Annotated in this window: 24 protein-coding genes; 13 read left to right on the top strand and 11 right to left on the bottom strand. The window is 59.7% G+C overall.

Annotation, left to right across the window (positions count from 1 at the left end; genetic code table 11):
• The 8 genes from infB to VF672_RS14835 form a co-directional block, all read left to right on the top strand.
• Positions 1 to 1026: translation initiation factor IF-2 (infB, locus tag VF672_RS14870; RefSeq protein WP_331105332.1), on the top strand; the 1026-nt coding region annotated here is incomplete at its 5' end.
• 161 nt (positions 1027 to 1187) lie between these two features.
• Positions 1188 to 1589: a 30S ribosome-binding factor RbfA gene (gene rbfA / locus VF672_RS14865; RefSeq protein WP_331105331.1), complete on the top strand. Its 402-nt coding sequence runs from the start codon at positions 1188 to 1190 to the stop codon at positions 1587 to 1589.
• 3 nt (positions 1590 to 1592) lie between these two features.
• Positions 1593 to 2510: a tRNA pseudouridine(55) synthase TruB gene (gene truB / locus VF672_RS14860; protein WP_331105330.1), complete on the top strand. Its 918-nt coding sequence runs from the start codon at positions 1593 to 1595 to the stop codon at positions 2508 to 2510.
• A 151-nt stretch (positions 2511 to 2661) separates the two neighbouring features.
• Positions 2662 to 2931, top strand: a complete 270-nt coding sequence (rpsO, locus tag VF672_RS14855; protein WP_037015114.1) for a 30S ribosomal protein S15 — start codon at positions 2662 to 2664, stop codon at positions 2929 to 2931.
• Positions 2932 to 3103: 172 nt separating this feature from the next.
• Positions 3104 to 5209, top strand: coding sequence for a polyribonucleotide nucleotidyltransferase (pnp, locus tag VF672_RS14850; RefSeq protein ID WP_331105329.1), 2106 nt, complete (start codon positions 3104 to 3106; stop codon positions 5207 to 5209).
• A gap of 292 nt (positions 5210 to 5501) precedes the next feature.
• Complete coding sequence (locus VF672_RS14845) at positions 5502 to 5852, top strand: BON domain-containing protein (protein WP_074888508.1); 351 nt, start codon at positions 5502 to 5504, stop codon at positions 5850 to 5852.
• 341 nt (positions 5853 to 6193) lie between these two features.
• The gene (locus VF672_RS14840) at positions 6194 to 7195 is read left to right on the top strand and encodes a response regulator (protein ID WP_331105328.1); all 1002 of its coding nucleotides are present in this window, start codon (positions 6194 to 6196) and stop codon (positions 7193 to 7195) included.
• A gap of 3 nt (positions 7196 to 7198) precedes the next feature.
• On the top strand, positions 7199 to 8158 hold the full coding sequence (locus VF672_RS14835; protein WP_331105327.1) for a GGDEF domain-containing protein: 960 nt from the start codon (positions 7199 to 7201) through the stop codon (positions 8156 to 8158).
• A gap of 27 nt (positions 8159 to 8185) precedes the next feature.
• Here the strand turns inward: VF672_RS14835 and VF672_RS14830 are convergent, their stop codons facing one another.
• The 11 genes from VF672_RS14830 to VF672_RS14780 all read right to left on the bottom strand — a co-directional run bounded on the left by VF672_RS14830 (position 8186) and on the right by VF672_RS14780 (position 19252).
• Entirely contained in the window at positions 8186 to 8989 is an 804-nt protein-coding gene (locus tag VF672_RS14830) for an ABC transporter ATP-binding protein (RefSeq protein WP_331105326.1), read from the bottom strand.
• A 61-nt stretch (positions 8990 to 9050) separates the two neighbouring features.
• Positions 9051 to 9839, bottom strand: coding sequence for an ABC transporter permease (locus VF672_RS14825; protein WP_331105325.1), 789 nt, complete (start codon positions 9837 to 9839; stop codon positions 9051 to 9053).
• Positions 9836 to 10744 carry an ABC transporter permease gene (locus tag VF672_RS14820; RefSeq protein ID WP_331105324.1) on the bottom strand — a complete coding sequence of 303 codons (909 nt, stop codon included), beginning with the start codon at positions 10742 to 10744 and terminating at the stop codon, positions 9836 to 9838. Before VF672_RS14820 ends, VF672_RS14825 begins: the two co-directional genes overlap by 4 nt.
• Positions 10745 to 10748: 4 nt before the next feature.
• On the bottom strand, positions 10749 to 11864 hold the full coding sequence (locus VF672_RS14815; RefSeq protein WP_331105323.1) for an ABC transporter substrate-binding protein: 1116 nt from the start codon (positions 11862 to 11864) through the stop codon (positions 10749 to 10751).
• Positions 11865 to 11895: 31 nt separating this feature from the next.
• On the bottom strand, positions 11896 to 12807 hold the full coding sequence (locus tag VF672_RS14810; protein ID WP_331105322.1) for a TauD/TfdA family dioxygenase: 912 nt from the start codon (positions 12805 to 12807) through the stop codon (positions 11896 to 11898).
• Positions 12808 to 13082: 275 nt separating this feature from the next.
• Positions 13083 to 14363, bottom strand: a complete 1281-nt coding sequence (locus tag VF672_RS14805; protein WP_331105336.1) for a TRAP transporter large permease — start codon at positions 14361 to 14363, stop codon at positions 13083 to 13085.
• Positions 14363 to 14890, bottom strand: a complete 528-nt coding sequence (locus tag VF672_RS14800) for a TRAP transporter small permease (protein ID WP_331105321.1) — start codon at positions 14888 to 14890, stop codon at positions 14363 to 14365. The genes VF672_RS14805 and VF672_RS14800 overlap by 1 nt, the downstream gene beginning before the upstream one ends.
• Positions 14891 to 14951: 61 nt before the next feature.
• Positions 14952 to 15935, bottom strand: a complete 984-nt coding sequence (locus VF672_RS14795; RefSeq protein WP_331105320.1) for a TRAP transporter substrate-binding protein — start codon at positions 15933 to 15935, stop codon at positions 14952 to 14954.
• Positions 15936 to 16014: 79 nt separating this feature from the next.
• Positions 16015 to 16902: an SMP-30/gluconolactonase/LRE family protein gene (locus VF672_RS14790; protein WP_331105319.1), complete on the bottom strand. Its 888-nt coding sequence runs from the start codon at positions 16900 to 16902 to the stop codon at positions 16015 to 16017.
• Between the two features lie 64 nt (positions 16903 to 16966).
• Complete coding sequence (locus VF672_RS14785) at positions 16967 to 17791, bottom strand: NAD(P)-dependent oxidoreductase (protein WP_331105318.1); 825 nt, start codon at positions 17789 to 17791, stop codon at positions 16967 to 16969.
• Between the two features lie 204 nt (positions 17792 to 17995).
• The gene (locus VF672_RS14780; protein WP_331105317.1) at positions 17996 to 19252 is read right to left on the bottom strand and encodes an OprD family porin; all 1257 of its coding nucleotides are present in this window, start codon (positions 19250 to 19252) and stop codon (positions 17996 to 17998) included.
• Between the two features lie 510 nt (positions 19253 to 19762).
• Between VF672_RS14780 and VF672_RS14775 the strand changes: the two genes are divergently transcribed.
• The 5 genes from VF672_RS14775 to VF672_RS14755 all read left to right on the top strand — a co-directional run bounded on the left by VF672_RS14775 (position 19763) and on the right by VF672_RS14755 (position 26325).
• Positions 19763 to 20710 (top strand): substrate-binding domain-containing protein, encoded by a 948-nt coding sequence (locus tag VF672_RS14775; protein WP_331105316.1) that lies wholly within the window; start codon positions 19763 to 19765, stop codon positions 20708 to 20710.
• Positions 20711 to 20834: 124 nt separating this feature from the next.
• Positions 20835 to 22346: a sugar ABC transporter ATP-binding protein gene (locus tag VF672_RS14770; RefSeq protein ID WP_331105315.1), complete on the top strand. Its 1512-nt coding sequence runs from the start codon at positions 20835 to 20837 to the stop codon at positions 22344 to 22346.
• A gap of 4 nt (positions 22347 to 22350) precedes the next feature.
• The gene (locus VF672_RS14765; protein ID WP_172613032.1) at positions 22351 to 23310 is read left to right on the top strand and encodes an ABC transporter permease; all 960 of its coding nucleotides are present in this window, start codon (positions 22351 to 22353) and stop codon (positions 23308 to 23310) included.
• A 214-nt stretch (positions 23311 to 23524) separates the two neighbouring features.
• Positions 23525 to 24613, top strand: coding sequence for an alcohol dehydrogenase catalytic domain-containing protein (locus VF672_RS14760; RefSeq protein WP_331105314.1), 1089 nt, complete (start codon positions 23525 to 23527; stop codon positions 24611 to 24613).
• Positions 24614 to 24792: 179 nt separating this feature from the next.
• Positions 24793 to 26325, top strand: coding sequence for an FGGY-family carbohydrate kinase (locus tag VF672_RS14755; RefSeq protein ID WP_331105313.1), 1533 nt, complete (start codon positions 24793 to 24795; stop codon positions 26323 to 26325).
• Positions 26326 to 26327: the final 2 nt, after the last annotated feature.

Below are 26327 nucleotides of genomic sequence, written 5' to 3'. Positions count from 1 at the left end.
CTGCTTCAGGCCGAAGTTCTGGAACTGGTGGCAACGCCGTCGGCTCCGGGTCGTGGTGTCGTCGTTGAATCGCGCCTGGACAAGGGCCGTGGCCCTGTCGCTACTGTTCTGGTTCAGGACGGTACGCTGCGTCAGGGCGACATGGTTCTGGTTGGCTCTAACTACGGTCGCGTTCGGGCAATGCTCGACGAGAACGGCAAGCCAATCAAGGAAGCCGGTCCGTCGATCCCTGTCGAGATTCTCGGCCTGGACGGTACGCCGGATGCAGGCGATGAGATGAGCGTGGTTGCCGACGAGAAGAAGGCTCGTGAAGTGGCTCTGTTCCGTCAAGGCAAGTTCCGCGAAGTCAAACTGGCCCGTGCTCACGCCGGCAAGCTGGAAAACATCTTCGAGAACATGGGCCAGGCAGAGAAGAAGACGCTCAACATCGTCCTCAAATCTGACGTCCGTGGTTCTCTCGAAGCGTTGAACGGCGCCTTGAACGGCCTGGGTAATGACGAAGTGCAAGTGCGCGTAGTGGGCGGCGGTGTCGGTGGTATCACCGAAAGCGACGCCAACCTGGCACTGGCCTCCAACGCTGTACTGTTCGGCTTTAACGTGCGTGCCGATGCTGGCGCTCGCAAGATCGTCGAGCAGGAAGGTCTGGATATGCGTTACTACAACGTCATCTACGACATCATCGAAGACGTCAAGAAGGCCCTCACCGGCATGCTTGGCAGTGACGTTCGGGAAAATATCCTGGGTATCGCTGAAGTCCGCGACGTGTTCCGCTCGCCGAAATTCGGCGCGATCGCAGGTTGCATGGTCATCGAAGGCGTTGTCTTCCGTAACCGTCCAATCCGTGTACTGCGTGAAGACATCGTTATCTTCGAAGGCGAGCTGGAATCCCTGCGCCGCTTCAAGGATGACGCTTCCGAAGTACGTGCCGGCATGGAGTGCGGTATTGGCGTCAAGAGCTACAACGACGTCAAGGTCGGTGACAAGATCGAAGTCTTCGAGAAGGTCCAAGTGGCTCGCAGCCTCTAAATCGCGAGCTTCAGGAGTCATGGCTTTCGCCGCATGAAAATGCCCGGTGGCAGTCATGGACTCTAAACGCAACGCCCGGTCCGGCTCTCGCTAGGCCGGGCGTTTGCCGCTTTCAGACCACATGGCTTTTGCCATGGGTCAGCAGTGACAGGTAACAAGACATGGCAAAAGAATACAGCCGTACCCAACGTATCGGCGATCAGATGCAGCGTGAGCTGGCACAGCTGATCCGTCGTGAAATCAAAGACCCCCGCGTGGGGCTGGTCACCATCACAGCCGTCGATGTCAGCCGTGATGTCGGTCACGCGAAAATCTTCATGACCGTCATGGGGCAGGACAGCGCGGAAGAGATCGCACAGTCGATCAAGGTGCTCAACGCCGCTGCGGGCTTCCTGCGTATGCAGCTGGCGCGTGAGATGAAGCTGCGCAGCGTCCCGCAACTGCATTTCCATTACGATGAAAGCGTCGCCCGTGGCGCGCATTTGTCGGCATTGATCGAACGTGCAGTAGCTGAAGATGGCCAGCATCAAGCCACCCCGAAACAAGACGGTCCGGAGGAATAAGGCGTGGCTCAGGTCAAGCGTATTCGCCGTAACGTCAGCGGGATCATCCTGCTCGACAAGCCGCTGGGCTTCACGTCCAACGCCGCGCTGCAGAAGGTACGCTGGTTGCTCAATGCGGAAAAAGCCGGCCATACGGGCAGTCTCGATCCGTTGGCAACCGGCGTTCTGCCGCTGTGCTTCGGTGAGGCGACCAAGTTTTCCCAGTATCTGCTCGACTCCGACAAGGGTTATGAAACCCTGATGCAGCTCGGTAAGACCACCACCACGGCCGATGCCGAAGGAGAGGTCCTGCAGACGCGGCCGGTGACCGTTGGTCGCGCGGATATCGAAGCGGCATTGCCGGCATTTCGCGGGAATATCAGTCAGATACCACCGATGTACTCCGCCCTCAAGCGAGACGGTCAGCCGTTATACAAACTGGCCAGGGCCGGGGAAGTGGTGGAGCGTGAAGCGCGTTCTGTTACTATTGCGCGCCTGGAATTATTGGCGTGTGAGGGTGAGACGGCGCGTTTGGCTGTGGACTGCACCAAAGGCACCTATATTCGTACCCTTGTGGAAGATATTGGTGAGAAGCTCGGTTGCGGTGCTTACGTCGCCCAGTTGCGTCGCACGCAGGCCGGTCCTTTCACGCTGGCCCAGACAGTAACGCTGGAAGAGCTGGAAACTGTGCATGCCGAAGGCGGCAACGAAGCGGTAGATCGCTTTCTCATGCCATCGGACAGCGGGTTGCTGGATTGGCCGCTGCTGCAGTTCTCCGAGCACAGTTCGTTTTACTGGCTGCACGGTCAGCCAGTAAGAGCCCCGGACGCGCCGAAGTTTGGCATGGTGCGGGTGCAGGATCATGAAGGACGCTTCATCGGAATCGGTGAAGTGAGCGAAGACGGGCGCATTGCGCCGCGTCGACTGATTCGGTCAGAGTGACCGAACCCGTCGCGGCAGGGTTTCCTGGCACGGCGGTATGAGGGTGGCTGTCAACAGGCATGGTCACTCCTCACATTTAAATACGAGAGTTTGCTCTCGGCCTGTTGAAACCGTCTTCCTGGAGCGGTTTCTTGATAAAAGGAATGCCCACATGGCACTCAGCGTTGAAGATAAAGCTCAGATCGTAACCGACTACCAGCAAGCTGTTGGTGATACTGGTTCGCCAGAAGTGCAAGTTGCACTGCTGACCGCCAACATCAACAAACTGCAAGGCCACTTCAAGGCCAACGGTAAGGACCACCACTCCCGTCGTGGTCTGATCCGTATGGTAAACCAGCGTCGCAAGCTGCTGGATTACCTGAAAGGTAAGGACGTTAGCCGTTACAGCGCCCTGATCGGTCGTCTGGGTCTGCGTCGCTAATAACGACTCGGATAGAGGTTGGTTGGTCGTCATGTTCCGCCGGTTTTACCGGTGGGCTGGCGGGCTCCCAGCCTCTAGTTGTATCTGGACTGCCGAAGGGTCCGATTCCCCTCGCCGCCCAAGAATTCGCAAGAAACCAGTTCCCCAAGAGCCACAAAGAAGGTAGGAAACCGTGAACCCGGTAATCAAGAAATTTCAATTCGGTCAATCGACCGTAACCCTCGAGACTGGCCGTATCGCCCGTCAAGCTTCTGGTGCTGTATTGGTCACCGTTGACGACGACGTCACCGTTCTCGTGACTGTGGTCGGCGCCAAACATGCAGACGCAAGCAAAGGCTTTTTCCCTCTTTCCGTTCACTACCAGGAAAAGACCTACGCCGCAGGCAAGATCCCTGGTGGCTTCTTCAAGCGTGAAGGCCGTCCTTCCGAAAAAGAAACACTGACTTCGCGTTTGATCGATCGTCCGATCCGCCCACTGTTTCCAGAAGGCTTCATGAACGAAGTGCAGGTTGTCTGCACCGTCGTTTCCACCAGCAAGAAAACCGATCCGGATGTCGCTGCGATGATCGGTACCTCGGCTGCCCTGGCGATCTCGGGCATTCCGTTCGACGGCCCGATCGGCGCAGCCCGCGTTGCCTTCCATGAGAGCACCGGCTACCTGCTGAACCCGACCTACGAGCAACTGAAAGCATCGAGCCTGGACATGGTCGTTGCCGGTACCGAAGAAGCGGTACTGATGGTTGAATCGGAAGCCAAAGAACTGACCGAAGACCAGATGCTGGGCGCCGTGCTGTTCGCCCATGACGAATTCCAGTCGGTCATCAAGGCCGTCAAAGAGCTGGCCGCAGAAGCTGCCAAGCCAACCTGGAACTGGGCGCCGAAAGCTGAAGCCACTGAGCTGTTGGGCGCTATCCGCTCCGAGTTCGGCACAGCGATCTCCGAGGCCTATACCATCACTGTCAAGGCCGATCGCTATGCCCGCCTGGGTGAGCTGAAAGATCAGGTCGTCGCCAAGCTGGCCGTTGAAGACGGCAGCCCGTCCGCCAGCGAAGTCAAAGCAGCGTTCGGTGAAATCGAATACCGCACCGTTCGCGAAAACATCGTCAACGGCAAGCCACGTATTGATGGTCGTGACACCAAGACTGTACGTCCGCTGAACATCGAAGTCGGCGTCCTGCCGAAGACTCACGGTTCGGCGCTGTTCACCCGTGGTGAAACGCAGGCGCTGGTTGTGGCGACCCTGGGTACCGCGCGTGACGCTCAGTTGCTCGACACCCTTGAAGGTGAAAAGAAAGACCCGTTCATGCTGCACTACAACTTCCCTCCGTTCTCGGTGGGCGAATGCGGTCGCATGGGTGGCGCAGGTCGTCGTGAAATTGGTCATGGCCGTCTGGCACGCCGTTCGGTTCAGGCCATGCTGCCTGCTGCCGACGTGTTCCCTTACACCATCCGCGTTGTATCGGAGATCACCGAGTCAAACGGCTCCAGCTCCATGGCTTCGGTCTGTGGCGCTTCGCTGGCTCTGATGGACGCTGGTGTTCCGATGAAGGCGCCGGTTGCCGGTATCGCCATGGGTCTGGTCAAGGAAGGCGAGAAGTTCGCCATCCTGACCGACATCCTGGGTGACGAAGACCACTTGGGCGACATGGACTTTAAAGTCGCCGGTACCGCCAAAGGTGTTACCGCGCTGCAGATGGACATCAAGATCAAGGGCATTACCGAAGAGATCATGGAGATCGCTTTGGGCCAGGCGCTGGACGCTCGTCTGAACATCCTCGGTCAGATGAACACCATCATCGGTCAGTCGCGCACCGAGCTGTCGGAAAACGCGCCGACCATGATTGCGATGAAAATCGACACCGACAAGATCCGCGACGTCATCGGCAAAGGCGGCGCGACCATCCGTGCGATCTGTGAAGAGACCAAAGCGTCGATCGACATCGAAGACGACGGCTCGATCAAGATCTTTGGCGAAACCAAGGAAGCGGCTGAAGCTGCACGTCAGCGCGTTCTGGGTATCACGGCAGAAGCCGAGATCGGCAAGATCTACATCGGCAAGGTTGAGCGCATCGTCGACTTTGGCGCGTTCGTCAACATCCTGCCGGGCAAAGACGGTCTGGTGCACATCTCGATGTTGAGCGACGCTCGTGTCGAGAAAGTCACGGATATCTTGAAAGAAGGTCAGGAAGTCGAAGTGTTGGTGCTGGACGTGGATAACCGCGGCCGCATCAAGCTGTCGATCAAAGACGTAGCAGCTGCCAAGGCATCGGGGGTTTAACCTTTCCGCCCGCCGCTGTTGAAAAGAGCCCTACGGGGCTCTTTTTTTGAGCGCGATTAAGGGCTTAGCGATGGGCTTGGAACGCGAGCAGCTCGTCAGAACATGCAACTTGCAAGCGGAACTTTAGCAAAGCGGGCAATCTGCACGACGGACGTGGATCCGCTAAAATATAAGCCGTTGATTTATAAGGGTTTTACTGCGCCGGAAAGGTTGGCACACCGCTTGCGATATAACAGTAACCCTGCAGCCAACCAGATTGGCGCAGATTCTGAGAAAAACAGGAGTTACCCGTATGAAGAAGTTCGCTATTGCTGCTGCTACCGCCACTGCTCTGACTCTGACTATGGCCAACGTAGCCATGGCTCAGACCTCTGCTCAGGCTCCGATGACTGTAGCTGCAAACGAAGTTGCCAAAACCAAAGAAGCGACCTCCGACACTTGGATCACCACCAAAGTCAAATCTGACCTGCTGACTGAAAAAGGCATTCCAGGCTCCGACATCAAGGTTGAGACCAACAAAGGCGTGGTTTCCCTGTCGTCGACTGTTGCTGTTACCGAAGCACAAAAAACTACTGCTGTAGCAATCACCAAGAAAATCAAAGGCGTTAAAGCTGTTTCGGCTGATGGCTTGAAGGCTGAGTAACTCCCTCGCGAGAACCTGCGCAATAGCCGGCTGACAGTGGGAAAGTCGTCAGCCGACTGATTCAAGGTTCATGCGAAAGGCCACGAAGATGTGGCCTGTAAAAGCCCTGGCGCTCGCGTCGGGGCTTTTTTTCGCCCATTCTTTCTCTATCCGTCTGCGATCTCCGTGCCAGGCGAGCACATTAATTGCATGTGACGCAGCCCGTTGTGAATGGAGTAGAGAATCTACCCACTCGCCGCCAGCCTGGGATGCAGCTACAGTGCGTCTGAGCGATGCCTCCTTCCAGCGGCATGCTGGTATTTACCGTACCTGATCTGAAATTCCTTTGCTGTGAGAAGTAGATGCCCCCAGTTCCCTTGCTGATTTGCGACGACTCAAACATGGCGCGGAAGCAGTTGATCAAAGCCCTGCCGCCCGAGTGGGATGTGTCGGTCACGACTGCGACCAACGGGCGCGAAGGGATCGAGGCGATCCGTAAGGGGTTGGGCCGCGTGGTGCTGCTGGACCTCACAATGCCTGACATGGACGGCTACCAGACGCTGGCCGCCATCCGTGCGGAACGCCTGGAAACCAGCGTCATTGTCGTCTCCGGCGACGTTCAGGAAGAAGCCGTGCGCCGTACGCTGGAACTGGGCGCGCTGGCATTCGTGAAAAAGCCGGCCGATCCAAACGAGCTGCAGCAGACCCTTCGCCGGTTGGGCCTGTTAGGGCACACGGCCAATCAGCCACTGATTCCCCCAGCGAGCGCCGACCAGACCCCAATCAGTTTCCACGATGCCTTCCGCGAGACCGTTAACGTCGCGATGGGACGCGCGGCAGCGCTGCTGGCGCGGGTGTTGGGCGTGTTTGTGCAACTGCCGGTCCCTAACGTCAACATGCTGGAGGTGGGGGAATTGCACATGGCGCTGGCCGATGCCCAGGCAAACGACCGGCTCACAGCGGTCTGCCAGGGCTATATCGGGGGCGGCATCGCCGGCGAAGCGCTGTTGCTGTTTCATGACTCTGAAATCGCCGACATGGCGCAGTTGATGAAAATCGACGATGCCGATTATTCCGACATGGAGATGCTTCTCGACCTCTCGTCCATCCTGATCGGCGCCTGCCTGAGCGGAATCGCGGAACAACTCGACGTCGCGTTCTCACAAAGCCACCCTCAAGTGCTGGGACTGCACAGCGGTATTGAAGAGCTGATCCGCTCGAACGAGCGGCGCTGGAAAAAAACGCTGGCTGTGGAAATCAGCTACAGCCTTGAGGGCCATAACATCCACTTCGATCTCTTGATGCTGTTCACCGAAGAATCGGTCGAGCTGATGTCGCGCAAACTCGAACATCTGATGAGCTGACCCATGAGTGATCTAATTGATTTCAAGGAACTGCACTGGCTGCTGACCGTGACGCAGAGCATTGATGTCGGCGTGGTGGTGCTGGATCAGGCCTATCAGGTTCAAGTCTGGAACACCTTCATGGAGAACCGTTCCGGGGTGTTGTCTTACAAAGCGGCCAACCGCTCGTTCTTCTCGTTGTTCCCCGAGATCAATGAGCGCTGGCTGAAAAACAAGATCGACAGCGTGATGACGCTGGGCACGCCAGCGTTCACCATTTGGGAGCAGCGCCCTTATCTGGTTCGCTTCCCCAGCTATCAGCCCATCACCGGGCAAGAAGAATTCATGTACCAGAACACCACGCTGCTGCCGCTGCGCTCCACCACCGGCGTGGTCACCCATGTGTGCCTGGTGATTTACGACGTCACCGAGGTGGCGACGAACCGGCTGCAGTTGCAGGCCGCCAATCGCGAGCTACAAAAGCTGTCGAGCACTGACCGGCTGACCAGCCTTTACAACCGCGGCCATTGGGAGGAGGCGTTGCGCCTGGAGCATGCCCGGCACGTGCGTTATGGCACCTCGGCGACGCTGGTGATGTTCGACATCGATCACTTCAAGCGCGTCAACGACACCTACGGGCACCAATGCGGCGACAGGGTGATTCAGCGGGTAGCGGACGTGGTCCGTGAGCTCACGCGAGACGCTGATATCGCCGGCCGTTACGGCGGCGAGGAATTCGCAGTGCTCCTGCCCGATACCGACAAACAAGGCGGCGCGATGTTCGCCGAGCGTCTGCGCGCCGCCGTCGAGGCGCTGGATGTGATGCAGGAAGGCGAAGCCATTCACTGCACCATCAGCTTGGGCGTCGCAGACATGACCTCGCCCATGGATGACTACAAACTGCTCATCGAGCGTGCGGACCAGGCGCTGTACGAGTCCAAGAAGAACGGCCGCAATCGGGTCTCGGTGGATCAATCGGCGTGAAAGACGGATCGAAGGCCGTCTTCGCCGCTACGCTAATTCCGCAAAATCGCTGAGCACGTCATCTCGCAGGGCGATGAAACGTGCGTCGCTGCGATTGCGCGGGCGCGGCAGGTCGATGTCGACGATGCGTCGGATGCGCCCCGGATGCGGTTGCATCACGACGACCCGATCACCGAGGTACACCGCCTCATCCACATCATGGGTGACATGGACCATGGTGATTTTTTCCTGCTGCCAGATGTGCTGAAGCTCGCGCTGCATCCGCGTGCGAGTCAGCGCATCCAGGGCGCCAAAGGGTTCGTCGAGCAGCAGCACGCTGGGTCGATTCACCAGCCCGCGGGCGATGGCGACACGCTGCGCCATGCCGCCGGAAATCTGGTGGGGGTAGGACTCGGTGAAATCCTGCAGGCCGACCAGCTGAATGTGCTCGCGCACCGTCTCACGTTTTTGCGCCGCGCTCAGTGGAGCGTTCTTCAGACCGACAGCGACGTTCTGCTCGACCGTGAGCCATGGAAACAGCCGGTGATCCTGAAACACGATGCCGCGCTCAAGGCCGGTGCCCCTGAACGGCTTGTCGTCCAGCAGGATGCGCCCGTCGAACGCCTCATCCAGACCAAGAATCAGCCTCAGCAAAGTTGATTTGCCACAGCCACTGGCGCCGACGATGGTGACGAACTCGCCGGGGGCGATGTCCAGTTGCACGTTATCCAATACCTGCAATTGGGTATTGGCCCCAGCACTGGTGAAGTGCTTGCTGATGTTTTCCAGGCGCAGGCCGTTGCCGAGCGGCCGGGCGGCGGGCTGAGGGGGGAGCGGTTGAGTGGCGGACATGGTTACTTCCTTTTCAGATTCGGTTAAACGACGCGTGAGGCTCGATTGAGCGCCGCTCGCCTCAGCGTGGGACGATGCCGTACAGCCGTTGCAGGCGTCGCTCGAGCAGGCGCGCCAGGACGTTGAGCCCCCAGCCGACGAGCCCGATGACAATCATGCCGAACAGCACGAGATCCATCATGAAGTGCTCACTGCCATCAATCAGCGTGTTGCCAATTCCACTGCCCGACACCAGCAGGTATTCCGCACCGATGGTCGCCAGCCACGAATACACCAGCGCCAGGTAGATGCCGGTGAAGATCGACGGCAGCGCGGCCGGGAGCATCACGCCGATGATCGTCTGCCAGCGGGTGAAGCCGTACACCTTCGCAACTTCCAGAAGCGCCGGAGACACGCTGCGCAAACCGTCGCAGGTGTTGACCACCACGGGCACCAGCGCGGCGAGGGACAGAAACACTACTTTGGCGACGTCACCCAAACCGAACCACACCGAGATCAGCGGGATCCAGGCGAACAGGGAAATCTGTTTGAAGGTGTTGAAACTCGGGCCAACCAGGCGTTCGAACAGACGTGAAAACCCCAGGAGGCAGCCGAGCACCAGGCCCAGCGTGGTGCCGATGAAGAAGCCGCTCACGTCACGCGTCAGGCTCGAAGAAATCGCGCGCCAGAATTGCGCCGAAGTCACTTGCTCCCAGGCAGTGGCAGCGACCTTTTGCGGAGAGACCAACAAGCCGGAACTGCTCCAGCCCTGACTGGATGCCAGCCACCAGACGGCCACGGCCGCAATCGGCAGGACCCAGCCACGGTAACGCGGGGCCTGGGCGTTTCGAGGAATTGCCAATGCGCTCATGCCAGCCTCCCGGTCTTGCTCGGACGGCCCCGGTTGAGGCGCCGCTCGATGAACTCGAAGCCGCGGTCAATCAGCAACCCGATCGTGCCGACCACCACAACGGCGGCCATGACCAGATCAAGCTGAAACAACTGCCGACCGTAGGCAATCAGGTAGCCCAGCCCCTCGCTGGATGCCAGCAGTTCAACCACCACCAGCGAAAGCCAGGCTTTGGTGAAGCCCAGGCGCAGACCGGTGAAGATCGGCGCGACCGCGGAGGGCAGGACAATATCGGTGACGATCTGGCGTTGGCTGAACCCATACGCGCGGCCCACCTCCAGCAGGCGCTTGGGCACTTCATGAAAGGCTTGCAGCGTGCACAGCGTCACCGGCACCAGCGCCGCGTGGGCAATCAATACGTACTTCAATGGCTCACCGATGCCGAACAACAGCAGCGCAAAGGGCATCCAGCCCAGGACCGGAATCTGCACCAGCGCGTTGAACGTCGGCAGCACATAATCTTCAACGGTCTTCGACAAGCCCATCGCCAGCCCCAGCGTGATCCCGAGTGTCGAGCCGATCAGAAACCCTACAAGCACACGCTGGAGGCTGGCAGAGGCATTCATCCACAAGTCGCCGCTGCTGATCAGATCGTGCAGTGTCTGGTAGACGAAAGCGGGGGGAGGCAGGACTTGCTCCGACAACCAGCCGCGCTCAGTGCCGAGGTACCAGAGGCCTAATAGCGCGATGGGCAGCAGCCATGCCAGCACGACGTTCGCAGTGCGGGTCCGCCAGGCCGTCCCGCTGTTGACCACCGTGACACGGCGAGGGGCGCGCGACGGTGAAGGCGGCAGCCGCTTGACCGGCGCGAGGGGTTTCGCCGGGATGTGCTGGCGATCAAGCACTTGGGCAGTGGTTCTGGCCATGGTTTCAGCCTCCGTTATTGACGGACGTGTCCGACGATGCTGTTGCCGTATTCGCGGCCTTGCCGTCGGCACCGTAGACGGTCCAGTAGTGCTCGAGGCCTTTAGTCTTCAGGGCGTTTTCCAGATAGCGGGTGTCGAACCAGCCGTCGACGCTCACAGGACGGCGGATCATTTTCTCGTCCTTGGCCTGATCGGCCACGGCTTGATAGCGGTCTCGCAGGAACGCGTCCACCAGCGGTGAGGCGCTGTCGCGCAAATCCAGACGGCTGAAGTCGGCTTTCAACGAGGCCAGCGGCTCGTTGGTTTTCGCCCACTCGTTGAGCACGGCGTCGCGGTTGCCGGCTTCCGATTCCCAGCGGGCGGCGTCGACCAGCACGTTGACGACTTTCTGCACATTGTCGGCGTGCTGCTTTTCGTAATCGCCACGGACCACCAAGGCACATTGGCGCGTGTAGCGCACGTTGTTGTCGGGGTTATCGAAAATGATGTCTATCAGGCCTTGATCGCGCAGCTTGAACAGCTCGCGTCCTCCAAATGCGGCATCGACGCCTTTGGATGCCAGCGCGGCCTGGCTGCTGCCGCTGTCCAGATTGATCACTTTCAGATCGCGCTCGGTCATGCCGTGGTCGGCGAGCAATTTGATCGAAACCAGATGACCGTTCGTGCCGCGAAACACTGCGACCTTCTTGCCCTTCAAGTCTTCGACGGTCTTGATGTCGGAGCCCTTCGGCACGGCGAGGTAGACGTTTGAACGCACGCCAATGGCGGCGAGCAACTTGGTGTCCAGCCCGTTCGAGCGACCCACCACCGCTGGCAAGTCGCCTTCGTAGGCGAAGTCCAGTTGCTGATTGGACAGCGCCTCGTTGACGGCCGGGCCGGCCCCTTTGAAAAAGAACCACTGCACTTCGGTGTCGGTGCCGGCGAAGGCTTTTTCGAGAAGTTGCTGGTTACGCACGATGGCCAATGACGAGCCGCTGAACGTGACCGGATCACCACCACCGGCGCTGGCCACGCCAATGCGCAGAACGTCGGCGTCGGCCAAGGGCATCATCAGCAGCGCCGCCAGTGCGGTAGCTACGCTTGATTTGCTGAATAGAGATGTTCGCTTGGCGTTTGCCATGACGGTTCTTCCTTAAATGAGTGACGCGCGGTCAGGCAGCCAGGTGTTTTTTATCGGCTTCTGTCTTGGGCGAGAGGGTGTCGGGTGTGGGTTTGATGGCTTGGCTGGCACGTCCGTCGACGCCCACCGGAATGTCACCGGCCACGGTGGTACGGCGCACGACGCGCTCGGCCTGGCCATAGTCGTTGACGGCAATATGTTGAGTGGCGCGGTTGTCCCAGATCACCACGTCGCCTTCGCTCCAGCGCCAGCGCACGGTGTTGTCCAAGTGCGTGATGCGGTCGTGGAACAGGCGAATCAGCTGTTTGGAGTCATTGCTGCTGATGCCCTGAATCTGTTTGACGAAATGCCCGAGCAACAGGCTGCGCTCACCGGTCTCGGGGTGCACGCGCACCAGTGGGTGCTCGGTTTCGTAGAGTTCAGCGGTGAACTGCTCGCGGTAGCGTTTCACGCCCGCTTCCCCGGTGTCGCGTGGCGCCGCGTAGTCGTAAACGTTAGTGTGCAGCGCGCGAAGGCCGTCGGCGAGGGTCTTCAGGCTGTGGGGAAGCTCAGCATAGGCAGCCGCTGTGTTGGCCCACACCGTGTCGCCACCATAGGGCGGGATGACCACGCCGCGCAGTATGGATATCTTCGGGTAATTGGCGACGAAGGTGACATCGGTGTGCCACGAGTTGGCGCGGGTCTCTTTGGCATCCAGGTGCAGGATGGCGCTGCTTTTTTCAGCGGAGCGAACGGTGGGGTGAGGCACCTGCTCGCCGAAGCGGCGGGAGAAACCTTCATGCTCTTCGTCGGTGAGAAACTGCTCACGAAAGAACAGCACCTTGTGCTTGAGCAGCGCCTGATTGATGAAATCGAAATCATGCGCGCAGACGTCGGCGGAAAGCTTGATGCCGCTCACCTCGGCACCGATTTTCCCCGCGACGGGTTTGAGCTGAATCGCCATGTCCTGAACCTCGATCTGGGTTGTGGTGACTCAGATCATAAGGATATAAATCGGCGCTCGGCTAATCACTATTTGGCATAAATATAGAAGAACTCTTTATGCGGGGAGTTAATGTCGTGGTATGAAAATCATAAGCGCTGGGCATGCAGTCCGGCGTGATGGCAGCCAACCGGGATACCGAGCGATGCACCAGAAAGCAAAACGCCCTCAAAAAGAGGGCGTTTGTTTAGCTCGGCAGGTTCTCGTTTTAGCGAGCGCTGAAGCCATTGACGTGGTTACAGCACCACGCTTGGCAGCCACAGCGAGATTGCAGGGATGTACGTCACTGCCATCAGCACCAGGAACAGCGCGACATAGAACGGCAGCAGTGCTTTCACAGTGGCCTCGATCGTGACCTTGCCCACTGCGGCGCCCACGAACAGAACAGCCCCCACAGGTGGCGTGATCAAACCGATACCCAGGTTCACCAGCATGATCATCCCGAAGTGCACCGGATCGACGCCGATGCCCACAATCACGGGCAGCAGAATCGGGGTGAGGATGAGGATCAGTGGTGCCATGTCCATGACCGTGCCGAGCAGCAGCAACATAATGTTGATGCACATCAGGATCACGTAGCGGTTATCCGACAGGGTCAGAAACGCCGTGGTGATCTTCATCGGGATTTCCATCAGCGTCAGGATGTAGCCGAAGCTGGCAGCGAAGCCGATTAGGATCATCACGATGGAAACAGTGCGCACCGCCCGGTGCATCAGCTTGGGCAGGTCGCGCCATTTGTAATCGCGGTAAATGAACATGGTGACGAAGAACGCCCACAGCACAGCGATCGCTGCCGACTCGGTTGCCGTGAACACGCCTGAGAGGATCCCGCCCAGAATGATCACCATCGCCATCATGCCCCACAGGGCTTCACCGGCAATTTTCAGCGCCTTGCGCAGCGGGATGACTTCGCCTTTCGGGTAATTGCGCTTACGGGCGAAGATCATGCACAGCACCATCATCACGGCACTGAGCAGCAAACCCGGCATGATCCCGGCCATGAACAGCGACGCGATCGAGACCGTGCCGCCCGCGGCCAGTGAGTAGAGCACCGAGTTGTGGCTGGGAGGCGTTAGCAACGCTTGTACCGAGCCACTCACGGTGACTGCGGTGGAAAAGTCGCGGGGATAGCCGTTGCGCTCCATCTCCGGAATCAGCACGGAACCCACCGAGGCCGTGTCGGCCACCGAGGAGCCGGAAATCGCGCCGAAGAAGGTCGAGGCGACGATATTGACCAGCGACAAGCCGCCGCGCACAAAACCCACCAGGACCCCGGCGAACGCCACGAGGCGACGAGACATGCCCCCCTCGGCCATGATCGCTCCGGCCAGTACGAAGAACGGGATCGCCAGCAACGAGAACTTGTTCACGCCGCCCGCAACCTGAATCATCAGCGCGTCGAAAGGGATCTCGATCCACCACGCGCCGATCAGCGCAGACAGGCCCAGAGCGAACGCCACCGGCATGCCGACGAGGATCAGAAGGATGAAGCTGCCCAACAGAATAAGTGCGTCCATCATGCTGCCTCTTCGCTTGATTCGACCACGTCGTAACTCACCACCCGACGATGACGCTGGTCACCCAGAAACAGCTTCTCCAGGACGAAGATCAGCGTCAGTACGCCACCCAGGGGGATCGGCAAATAGGTAATGCCAACCCGCAACGACGGCATTTCACCCAGAAACTGGTTCCAGGTGCTCAGGCACAACTTCATGCCTTTGACCGCCATGAATACGCACACCACAGCCATGAGGATCTGCACCAGCACAGCCGCAGCGTTGCGCGCATTTTCCGGCAGGCGGTCGGTGGCCATGTTCACCGCCATGTGCGCGCCAGCGCGATAACTGGCGGCGGCGCCGAAGAAGGTGAACACCACCATCAACAGAATGGCGGTCGGTTCAGGCCAGCTGGAACCGGTGCCCAGGACGTAGCGGGCGAAGATGCCCCACGGGATGATCAGCGCCATGGTCAGCATCGACAGGCCCGCGATCCCGATGCAGAGGCGATACAGTGCGTCATTGAAGCGCAGAATCGTGTTTTTCATAGGCTCACCACAACGGCGGGAGCGGGCAGGCCGCTACCGCCGTGCTATCGGGCTGAAGGACTTATTGAACGGCTTCGATGCGCTTGATCAGGTCGGCGTACGGCGCGCCGTATTGGGCTCGCACGCTCGCTGTTGCGTCGTAGAAAGCTTTCTTCTGATCAGGCTTGAGCGTGATGAACTCAACCCCGGCAGCCTTGAGTTTCGCTTCGCTTTCAGCAGACTTTTTGTCCCACAACACGCGTTCTTCGGCCTGAGCTTCCACCGCGAGCTTTTTCACCAGCGCCTGTTGCTCCGGGCTGAGTTTTGTCCAGGTTTCCTTGGACATCACGACAGGCTCGGGCAGGATCAAGTGCTCGGTGAGGGTGTAGAACTTGGCGTTCTGATAGTGGTTGTGCTCAAGCAAGGTCGGCATGTTGTTTTCGGCGCCGTCAATAACACCGGTTTGCAGGGCGCTGAAGATTTCACCGGTCGCCATGGCGATGCCGTTGCCGCCCATCGCGTTGATGGTGTCGATGAACACAGGGTTGCCCTGTACACGGATCTTCATGCCCTTCAGGTCGGCGATGTCCCGAACCGGCTTCTTGGTGTAGAGGTTACGCGTACCGCCGTCCATCCATGCCAGGGCGACGAGCTTGAATTCAGAGTTGGTGATTTTGTCGAGCATCTCCTGACCAATCGGGCCGTCGATGACTTTGCGCATGTGCGCATGGTCACGGAACACGAATGGCAAGTTGAACGCGTTCACTTCCGGCACTACCGGGCCAACGATGCCGAGGCTGACACGGGTCATCTGGACGGCGCCGGCTTGAAGTTGTTCAACCACCTCCTTCTCAGACCCCAGCACACCGCCGGCGTACATTTTGAAGCTGATCTCGCCTTTGCTTTGTTCCTGCAACTTCTTGCCCATGTCCTGTTCAGCGACGACGGGGGGATAACCTGCGGGGTGTACTTCGGCGAACTTTATTTTGATTTCCGCCAGCGCTGTGTTTGAGAGGCACAGCGCCAGAGGGAGTGCGGCGAGGAGCAACTTGCGTTTGAAGTCCATGGATGTTCTCCGGTGTTGTTATTGTTTTCAGATAGAACGGCAAAGCGGTACTGCGAGTAGCGGAGGCCGAGTGTGTGGCTCAGCCCTTGAACAACGGTTCTTCAAGCCCTTTGACGCCCGGATGCAAGGCGAACACGCCGCCGGCCAGGGGCTGGTCGCTGATGTCACCGCCGGGGCGTATCGAGGTGACGTAAAGGATGTCCAGGTTCGAGCCGCCGAACGCGCACATGGCGGGCTTCTTCACTGGCACTGTGAGGGAACGATCGAGCTTCCCTTCAGGCGTGAAGCGGTGAATCACGCCCTCATCGTTGCCACAGATCCAATAGCAGCCATCGGCGTCGACCGCGGCGCCGTCGGGGCGGCCAGCGTATTGATTCATGTCGACGAACAACCGGCGGTTATGCGGCTTACCGGTGTCAGTGTCGTAATCGAACGCCCAGATTGTCTGCACGGATGGATGCGAGTCGGAGAGGTACATGACGCGGCCGTCGGGGCTGAAACCCAAGCCGTTGGGCACGATCATGTCGGGGATCTGCGCGGTCAGCGGCTCGGTCTGGCCGGCGCTGTAGCGGTACAGCGAACCCACCGCCGAAGCCTTTGCCATGTCCATGAACATGGTGCCGGCCCAGAAACGGCCCTGGCGGTCACAGCGACCATCATTGAAGCGCATGTTGTCGCTTGCGTGGTCGACGCTGGCCAGCGGCGTTGTGATAACGGTGCCATCGTCTTGCGGATGAAGGCGAAACAGCCCGCTCTCCATACCGGCCAGCCAGCTTCCGTCACCATAACTTGCGATGCAGGCGAGCATTTCCGGCGCTTCCCAGCTGGTGGCGCGGTTGTCCTGCGGGCTCCAGCGGTGAAGACGGCGGGCCGGAATATCGACCCAGAAAAGCGCTTGCTCCTGCGCATTCCAGACCGGGGACTCACCCGTCGCGTTGCGTGCATCGAGAATCAGCTCTGCCGTCATGACGATCATTCCGTGATTTTTATTTGAAGGCCGACCTCACGGTCAGCACGGTCGTCGATGAGTTTTACTGGTCGCCAAACGGCCCGGATGCTACGAATGCACCGCCCTGATAAACCAGGGCAGGGTCGTCGGACGCCGGCATCGGCTGCGCTTCGACCTTGGTGCGGAATTGTTCAGAGCTGTCTTTCGGCTGATAGCCCAAATGATTGGCCAGGCGGTTGTCCCACCAGACTTTGCTGTTGTCCGAAGCGCCGTAAACGATGGTATGGCCTACGTTCGGGGTGAACAGCCCGCGCTCGATCAGTTGCGTCAGGTCGTCGTAGCTCAGCCAGCTGGCGAGCATGCGGCGGTTCTGGGCTTCAGGGAATGAGGAGCCGATTCGGATGCTGACGGTTTCGATGCCGTAGCGATCAAAATAGAAGCTGGCCATGTCTTCGCCGTAGGATTTCGACAGGCCGTAGTAGCTGTCCGGGCGACGCATGGCGCTGGCGTCGATCACCTCATCCTGGCGGTAGAAACCAATGACATGATTGGAGCTGGCGAAGATTACCCGCTTCACGCCGTGCCGGCGCGCCGCTTCGTAGATGTGGAAGATGCCGCAGATGTTCGGGCCGAGGATCTCTTCAAAGGATCGTTCGACCGAGACGCCGCCAAAGTGAACGATGGCGTCGACGCCTTCGACCAACTGATGAACCGCGTTTTTGTCGGCCAGGTCGCAGACCTGGACTTCTTCGTGGGGGCCGGCTGCCGGCGCCATGTCCGCGATGTCGGAAAGGCGAAGTATTCTGGCAAACGGACGCAGGCTTTCGCGCAGGACTTTACCGAGGCCGCCAGCGGCGCCTGTCAGCAAAATGCGGTTGAGCGGGGCCTGGGCGTTGAATTCAGTCATCGTGGGAAGCCCTGATTCTGATGTTGTTTTTATGGTGTCATCGGTTGTCGTATGACGTTTGCGGGATTATCAGCAGGGCCCGCAAATTTTGTCAACGCGACGAAGGTGTAAGCCGTCCAACGCCTGGGTCAAACGTCTTCCGAAGAGCGGTAAGGCAGTAGGGATCGCCACGACCTGCCGCCCATCGGAGACGACAATTGACCGCTACATGAGCGAGATCGGGTAGCTGACGAAGACCCGGTTCTCGTCGAACTCGTTGGTGCTGTAATCGCGACGCATCGAAGAGTTACGCCACCGGACGTTGAGGCTCTTGAACGTGCCGCTCTGGACCGTATAGGCCAACTCGGATTCGCGGCCCCACTCCTTGCCGTCGGTCACGGTGCCAGTGTGTACGTTATCGCCGCTGATGTAGCGGTTCATCATCGTCAGGCCGGGGATGCCGAGCACCGCAAAGTCGAGGTCGTGACGCAGCTGCCAGGAGCGCTCCTTGGCATTGTCATAGCTGGAGTTGTAGCTGTCGTTCGCCAGCGTGCCGCCGCTGGTGCCGTTGACGCGCATCCACTGGTCGTCGCCGTAAACCTTTTGCAGGCCGAGGTAGACGGTGTTGCCTTTGTAGTTGGCCGACAGCATGGCGTAGGCGGTCTTGTTATCCAGTTCGCCGGCCAGCTTGTTGCCGTCTTCCTTCCCAAGGAAGTAGCCCAGGTTGGCACCGACGGTCCAGTCGCCGATCGGTTGCTTGTGGATGAGGTTCAAGAACTCCTGCTGATAGACGTCTTCGAGTTGCGCGTACCACAGGCCAACCTGGGTGCGCTTCTCGTTGAAGGTGTATTCGCCGCCGCCGAAGTTGAACCGATCGGACTTGAACGCAGCGGATTTGCCGTTCATGAACATGTCTTCCATGCTCGCATCGTTGCGCGGGCTGTTGCCGCGAAACTGGCCGCCGTATAGCGTCAGGCCGGCGATTTCCTTGGAGGTGATCTGCCCGCCGCGGAAGGTCTGCGGCAGAGAACGGCCGTCATCGGAACGCAGGATCGGCAGCACCGGCATCCATTCGCCGACCTTCAGTTCCGTGTTGGAAACGCGCGCTTTCGCTGCCACGCCCAGGCGACCGAAGTTATCAGCGGGGCGCCCGTCGTCATGGATCGGCAACAGCTGGGTACCGCCCGTGCCCTTGCCACCGTCGAGCTTTTGCGAATACAGGCCCAGCACGTCGAGACCGAAGCCGACCGTGCCTTGAGTGAACCCCGATTTCACGTCAAGAATGAAGTTTTGCGTCCATTCTTCGGCGTAGTTCTGAGGGTTCGCCGCATTGGTGAAGTTGCGGTTGAAGTAAGCGTTGCGCAGATTGAGCGTGGCTTTGGTGTCATCGACGAAGCCTTCAGCGAAGGTCATCAATGGCAGGCTGAACGCGACGCTGCCGGCGCCGAGCATGAGCCACGAACGGTTGGTCTGGATCTTCATTTTTATTGTTCTCCCTTTTCTGCTGACAAAACGGTCCCGCACCGAAGGTCGCCGCCGTGGGCGCCAAAGTGGTGGAGAGGGTGATCAAGTCACCGGTTTTGAATGAGGCTCACTGCCTGATCGATACGGCCGTGTTCGATTAGTCGCTCGCGCGTGCGTCGGCGTACGCAGACGCGCGCGGTAGCGCAGCCATTGCCAGTGAAGCCAGATAAGAAGGGGAGGTGGGGTGGATTTCTCGGGGCGACAGGCGCCGGTTGACGGTCATCGTCATGGGAATATTCCTTTTTATTTTTGTTATCGGTTATGCGTTGTCGTACAACGCGAATCGGAGTATCGGCAGAGATCTCAAGGCTGTCAACGAGGCGGGTCAGGAAACTCACCAACGGTCGTTTTCACCGACTTACCAACGGTCGCTGGCGGATGTTGCGAACCCCCGGTTTCTCTGCTAATTTCGAAAATGTTAACGATGACATTTCCGCTTTAACAATAAAAACAACGGGATTTTTCGCTATGACAACTCGCCTCAAGAAGGGCTTTTCAGCCGCTCTCTGTTCACTCGCCGTGGCTGTCGCCTGCGCCAGTGCCGTCAACGTTCAAGCCGCCGATGCCGCCAAGAGTGGCCCGCTGAAAGTCGGTGCCTCGTTTCAAGAGATCAACAATCCTTATTTCGTGACCATGAAGGACGCCCTTCAAGACGCCACCGCCAGCATCGGTGCGACGCTGTTGGTCACTGACGCGCGCCATGACGTGTCCAAGCAGATCAGCGACATCGAAGACATGCTGCAGAAGGGCATCGACATCCTGATCATCAACCCGACTGACTCCGTAGGCGTCCAGTCCGCGGTCAAACAGGCCCACGACAAAGGCGTAGTGGTCGTCGCCGTAGACGCCCAGGCCAATGGCCCGCTGGACTCATTCGTCGGCTCGAAGAACTTCGACGCCGGTGTGCAGGCCTGCGATTACCTGGCCAAGAACATCGGCGGCAAGGGCGATGTAGGTATTCTCGACGGCATCGCGGTGGTGCCGATCCTCGAGCGCGTCCGCGGCTGCAAGGAAGCTCTGGGCAAATACAAAGACATCAAGATTGTCAGCATTCAGAACGGCAAGCAGGAGCGTGATCAGGCGCTCACCGTGACCGAAAACATGCTCCAGGCGCAGCCCAATCTCAAAGGCTTGTTCAGCGTCAACGACAACGGCTCGCTCGGCGCACTGGCCGCCATCGAATCCAGCGGCATGGACGTCAAGCTGACCAGCGTCGATGGCGCGCCCGAAGCCGTCAAGGAAATCCAGAAACCCAACAGCAAGTTCATCGCGACCTCCGCTCAGTACCCCCGTGACCAGGTGCGTCTCGCCCTGGGCCTGGCGCTCGCCAAGAAGTGGGGCTCGCAAGTCCCGGCGACCATTCCGGTCGACATTCTGCTGGTGGATCAGGCCAAGGCCAAAACCTTCACCTGGTAACGGGCGTGGCGTTGCTCGTCTGAGGTGGTTTCGAACAGACGGGCGCCACGGATTCAGGCCAGGGATTCAGGCCGCGGATTTTTTGTAAGTGGCGCAGCGGATGTTCTGCTGCGACGAGGTGCGCATGAGCTGCCTTCTGCAATTGGAAAACATCTGTAAAAGCTACCCCGGCGTGCAGGCGCTCAAGTCGATCAATCTGCAGGTCGAGCGCGGCGAAATTCACGCGCTGCTTGGCGAAAACGGTGCGGGCAAATCGACCCTGATGAAGATCCTCGCGGGCGTCGAGCATCAGGACAAGGGCAGCATTCTTATCGACGGTGCGGAGCAGCACTTCGCGACCTACAACGAAGCCATTGCGGCCGGCATTGGCATCGTCTTTCAGGAATTCAGCCTGATCCCCTACCTCAATGCCGTGGAGAACATCTTCCTTGGCCACGAGATCGTCAACGGCTTCGGCTTGCTGCGCAAAGGTGACATGCGAGAAAAGGCCATTGCGTTGTTCGACCGCCTCGGCGTGAAGATCAATCTTGATTGCTCGGTGCAGCACCTGAGTGTCGCCGAGCAGCAGTTCGTCGAGATCGCCAAAGCACTGGCCCTTGAGGCGCGCCTGCTGATTCTCGACGAGCCCACCGCGACCCTGACTCCCTCTGAGGCCGAGCTGCTGTTCGACATCATGCGCGAGCTGAAAAGCCAGGGCGTGGCGGTGATCTTCATCTCCCACCATCTGGAGGAAATTTTTCAGGTTTGCGACCGCATCAGCGTGCTGCGCGATGGCGCCAATGTCGGCGCGTTGACCGTCGCCAACAGCGACATCGACACCTTGGTGGAGATGATGGTCGGACGGCGCCTGGAGGCGAGCTTCCCGCCCAAGCAATCCCGTGCTCAAGGCGAAGTCGTGCTGCAGGTGCGCGATATCCAGCTGACCCGCAACGGCCCGCACAACAGCTTTAATTTACACAAGGGCGAGATTCTTGGTTTTGCCGGACTGGTGGGGTCCGGGCGTACGGAACTCGCGCTAGGCGTGATCGGTGCGCTGCCGGTGGTCAGCAAAGATGTGCTGCTGCGCGGGCAGCCGGCGCACCTCAACGATCCGGCGCAGGCGCTCGCCAGTGGCATCGGTCTGTTGCCGGAAAGCCGCAAGAGTGAAGGGTTGATCGTGGATTTCAGCATCCGCGAGAACATCTCCCTGAACAACCTGGGCAAGTACGAAGGCGCGGCGCACCTGCTCGACCGGCAGAAGGAAGACACAATCACGGCCCAGTTGATGAAGCAGTTGTCGATCAAGGCCCCGAGCTGTGAAAGCCGGGTTATCAACCTGAGCGGCGGCAATCAGCAGAAGGTGGTGATCGCGCGGTGGATCAACCACCACTGCGACATTCTGATCTTCGACGAGCCGACCCGAGGCATCGACGTCGGCGCCAAAGCGGAGATCTACACGCTGATGCGCACACTCACCGAACAAGGCTTCGCGATCATCATGATCTCTTCGGAACTGCCGGAAATCATCGGTATGTGCGACCGCGTGGCCGTTTTCAACAAGGGCGCTATCGTCCATGTGCTGGAGGCCTCGGCCATCAACCCGCAGGAAGTGATGCGCCACGCCACCGGGAGCCTGAACAGTGAACACCTCCATTAAACCCATGACCGTGCAGCCCAACCGGATGAAGCTCAACTTTGCCCGATTGATTCGCTCGCCGGCGTTCTACCCCTTTGTGGGTCTGGTTGTAGTGACGGTCTTCATGATCTTCGCCAGCGACAAGTTTCTCACCGGCGCGAACCTGGAAAACATCGCCCGGCAGGTGTCGATCAACGCCATCATCGCCGTGGGCATGACCTGCGTGATTCTCACCGGCGGTATCGATCTGTCGGTGGGGCCGGTGATGGCGTTGTCGGGGACGCTTACCACCGGGCTGATGGTTGCCGGCGTGCCGGCGCCGATCGCGATCCTTATCGGACTGCTGATTGGCGTGGGCTTTGGTGTGGGCAACGGCATCTTCGTGGCGTACCTGAAAATGCCGCCGATCATCGTCACGCTGGCGACCATGGGCATCGCGCGCGGTCTGGGCCTGATGTACACCGACGGCTACCCGATTGCCGGCATGCCGGACTGGTTTGCCTGGTTCGGGCGCGGCACGCTGTTCGGGATTCAGGTGCCTATCCTGATCATGCTGGCGACGTACTTTTTTGCCTGGGTGCTGCTGCAGCACACGCGCGTTGGCCGCTACGTTTATGCCATCGGCGGCAACGAAGAGGCCGTGCGCCTGTCTGGCGTGCGCGCCTCGCGGTTCAAGCTATTGGTGTATTCGATCAGCGGGCTGACGGCAGCGATTGCCGGGCTGGTGTTGTCGTCGCGCCTGATGAGCGGGCAACCGAACGCAGGCGTGGGGTTCGAGCTGGACGCGATTGCCGCCGTGGTGCTGGGCGGCGCCTCGATCGCGGGCGGTCGCGGCGTGATCATTGGCACGCTGGTGGGCGCCATGCTGCTGGGTGTGCTGAACAACGGCCTGAACATGCTCGGCGTCTCGCCTTATGTACAAAGCGTCATCAAGGGCGGAATCATTTTGCTGGCCATTTTCATCAGTCGGCAGCGGCATAAATAAGGTGTGGGGTGACTGCGCAAGCCTCTTCGCGAGCAAGCTCGCTCCCACAGATTCGGCGGCCGGAGATATGTGCAGCCTCACCCTTGCCCGTTGTGGGAATGACCGAATAGCGCGCCACCTTGGTCACGAAAGGGCCGCGCTGGCAGGCATGAATCCGAAATGAACAACGGTGGCGCGATATTCGCCACCCAACTACCCAAACAGGTGAACCGACATGGAACAAAACACTACAAACACCATGCAAGCCGTCGTCTGCCATGCGCCGAAAGACTACCGTCTGGAGCAGATCAGCAAACCGGTGGCGCGGGCCAATGAACTGGTGATCCGCATCGGTGCCTGCGGCATCTGCGCCAGTGATTGCAAATGCCATTCGGGCGCGGCGATGTTCTGGGGTGGCGAGAGCCCGTGGGTCAAGGCGCCGGTCGTGCCGGGGCATGAGTTTTTCGGTTATGTCGATTCCGTAGGTGAGGGCGCTGAAGAACACTTCGGCGTGAGAGTGGGCGACAAGGTGATCGCCGAGCAGATCGTGCCCTGCGAGAAGTGCAAGTTCTGCAAATCCGGCAAGTACTGGATGTGTGAAGTGCACAACATCTTCGGCTTCCAGAAGGATGTCGCCGAGGGCGGTATGGCGCAGTACATGCGCATTCCGAAGACCGCCATCGTGCACCACATTCCCGAATCGGTTTCGCTGGAAGACTCGGCGTTGATCGAGCCCATGGCGTGTTCGATTCACACGGTCAACCGGGGTGATGTGCAGCTCGACGACGTGCTGGTGATCGCCGGCGCCGGCACGCTGGGGCTGTGCATGGTGCAAGTCGCTGCGCTGAAAACGCCGAAGAAGCTGGTGGTCATCGACATGGTTGACGAGCGGCTGGAATTGGCGAAGAAATTCGGCGCCGACGTAGTCATCAACCCGAGTCGCGACAACGCCAAAGAGATCATCAACGGCCTGACCGACGGCTACGGCTGCGACGTCTACATCGAAACCACCGGTGTGCCGATTGGCGTTACCCAGGGTCTGGACCTGATCCGCAAGCTGGGCCGTTTCGTCGAGTTCAGCGTGTTCGGCGCCGAGACCAGCGCCGATTGGTCGATCATCGGCGACCGCAAGGAACTCGACGTACGCGGGGCGCACCTGGGGCCGTATTGCTACCCGATCGCCATCGACCTGTTCGAGCGCGGGCTGGTGACGTCCGACGGCATCGTCACCCATGACTTCGGTCTGGACGACTACGCCGAAGCGTTTGCCCTCGCGGACTCGACCAAGTCGATCAAGGTGCTGCTCAAACCCGTCAACGCATAACCGGTTCTGTAGGCGCGTGGCTTGTCCCGCGATCTGCCGGCACCGGCAGCAACCTGGCCACGCGGTGAATCAGGCAGACCGCGGCCCCATGATTGCGACCGGTTCCCGGTCGATCGCGGGACAAGCCACGCTCCTGCAAGTCCTGCGTACCAACCCCATAACAAAAAGAGCGCACCCAGATGGATTACGTCATCGGTGTCGACATCGGCACCCAGAGCACCAAGGCATTGCTGGTCGATGCCCAGGGCCGGATCATTGCGCAGCACAGCCACAGTTATAAGGTCGACACACCCAAACCGCGCTGGGCCGAGCAGTGGCCGCAGGTCTGGCTCGACGCCGTGGAGAGCTGCGTCGCCGCCTGCATGCGCAAAAGCGCCGTTCCCAAAGACAGCGTCAAAGCCCTGTGCGTCAGCAGCCTGTATGGCGGTTCGGGCATACCGGTCGATGCGCAGCTCAAACCCTTGTACCCCTGCCTGATCTGGATGGACCGCCGCGCCGAAGAACAGGTCGAGTGGGTCAATCAGCACGTCGATCTCGAGCGGCTGTACGCGATCACCGGCAACTCGGTGGACAGCTATTACGGCTTCACCAAAATGCTCTGGCTCAGGGACAAACAGCCGCAGGTCTGGGCGAACACGTGTTATCTGCTGCCCCCCAACAGCTACGTCAATTACTGCCTGACCGGCGAGGTCGCAGTGGACCACAGCTCTGCCGGCAACATCGGCGGTGTCTACGACGTCAACGCGCGGGGCTGGTCGCCAGAGATGCTCGACGCGTTGGGCATCCCGGCGTCGATGATGCCCGAGCGGCTGGTTCATTCCGGTGATGTCGTCGGCGGCCTGCTACCCGAATGGGCCGATCGCCTTGGCCTGACCGCCCGCACACCGCTGCTGGGAGGCGGTGTCGATGCGGCCATGGCGACCTTCGCGGCGGGCGTCACTCAGGCCGGCAACCACGTGGCGATGATCGGCACCAGCATGTGCTGGGGTTATCTCAATCAGCAGGTTGATGCCCGACACGGCCTGGTCAGTTTTCCCCACGTCTTCAACGGCGCCAAAGACCTCTACATCTTCGGTGGCGCGATCACCGCCGGCGCTTCGGTGAGCTGGTTTCGCGAGCAGTTCTGTCAGGCCGAAGAGCAGCAAGGCCGCGAGAGCGGCGAAGACAGTCATGCGATTCTCGAACGCGCGGCGATGAAGATTCCCGCCGGCAGCGACGGGGTATTGTTTCAGCCCTACCTCATGGGCGAACGCAGCCCGGTGTGGGACGCCAAGGCCAGCGGCAGCTTCGTCGGGCTGAGCCTCTATCACAGCCGTATTCACCTGTACCGCGCGGTGCTTGAAGGCGTCACCTTTGCGCTGCGGCACAACATCGAAGCGGGCACCCGAGGCGCCCAGTCCCTGGATCCTCGGCTGATCGTGGTCGGCGGTGCCAGCCACTCGGACCTGTGGATGCAGATCATCGCCGACGTCACCAACTTCCCGGTCTACACCATCGTGCAGGAAGTCGAAGCGGCGCTCGGTGCCGCCTTGCTGGCCGCCCATGCGGTCGGGCTGGTGGATGAGGCACAGGTCCACAAAGGCTGGGTTCAATTGGAGCGTCGGGCGGAGCCTCAAGCCGAGAACGTCGCGCTGTACTCCCGGCTGTTTGCCGATTATGTGGCGCTGTACCCGGCGCTGAAACCGATCATGCATCGCTTGCAGGGAGCGTGACT

The organism is Pseudomonas sp. (genome assembly GCF_036387035.1).
In the GTDB taxonomy this organism is placed as follows: domain Bacteria; phylum Pseudomonadota; class Gammaproteobacteria; order Pseudomonadales; family Pseudomonadaceae; genus Aquipseudomonas.
This window is presented reverse-complemented; position numbering and strand designations above follow the sequence as displayed.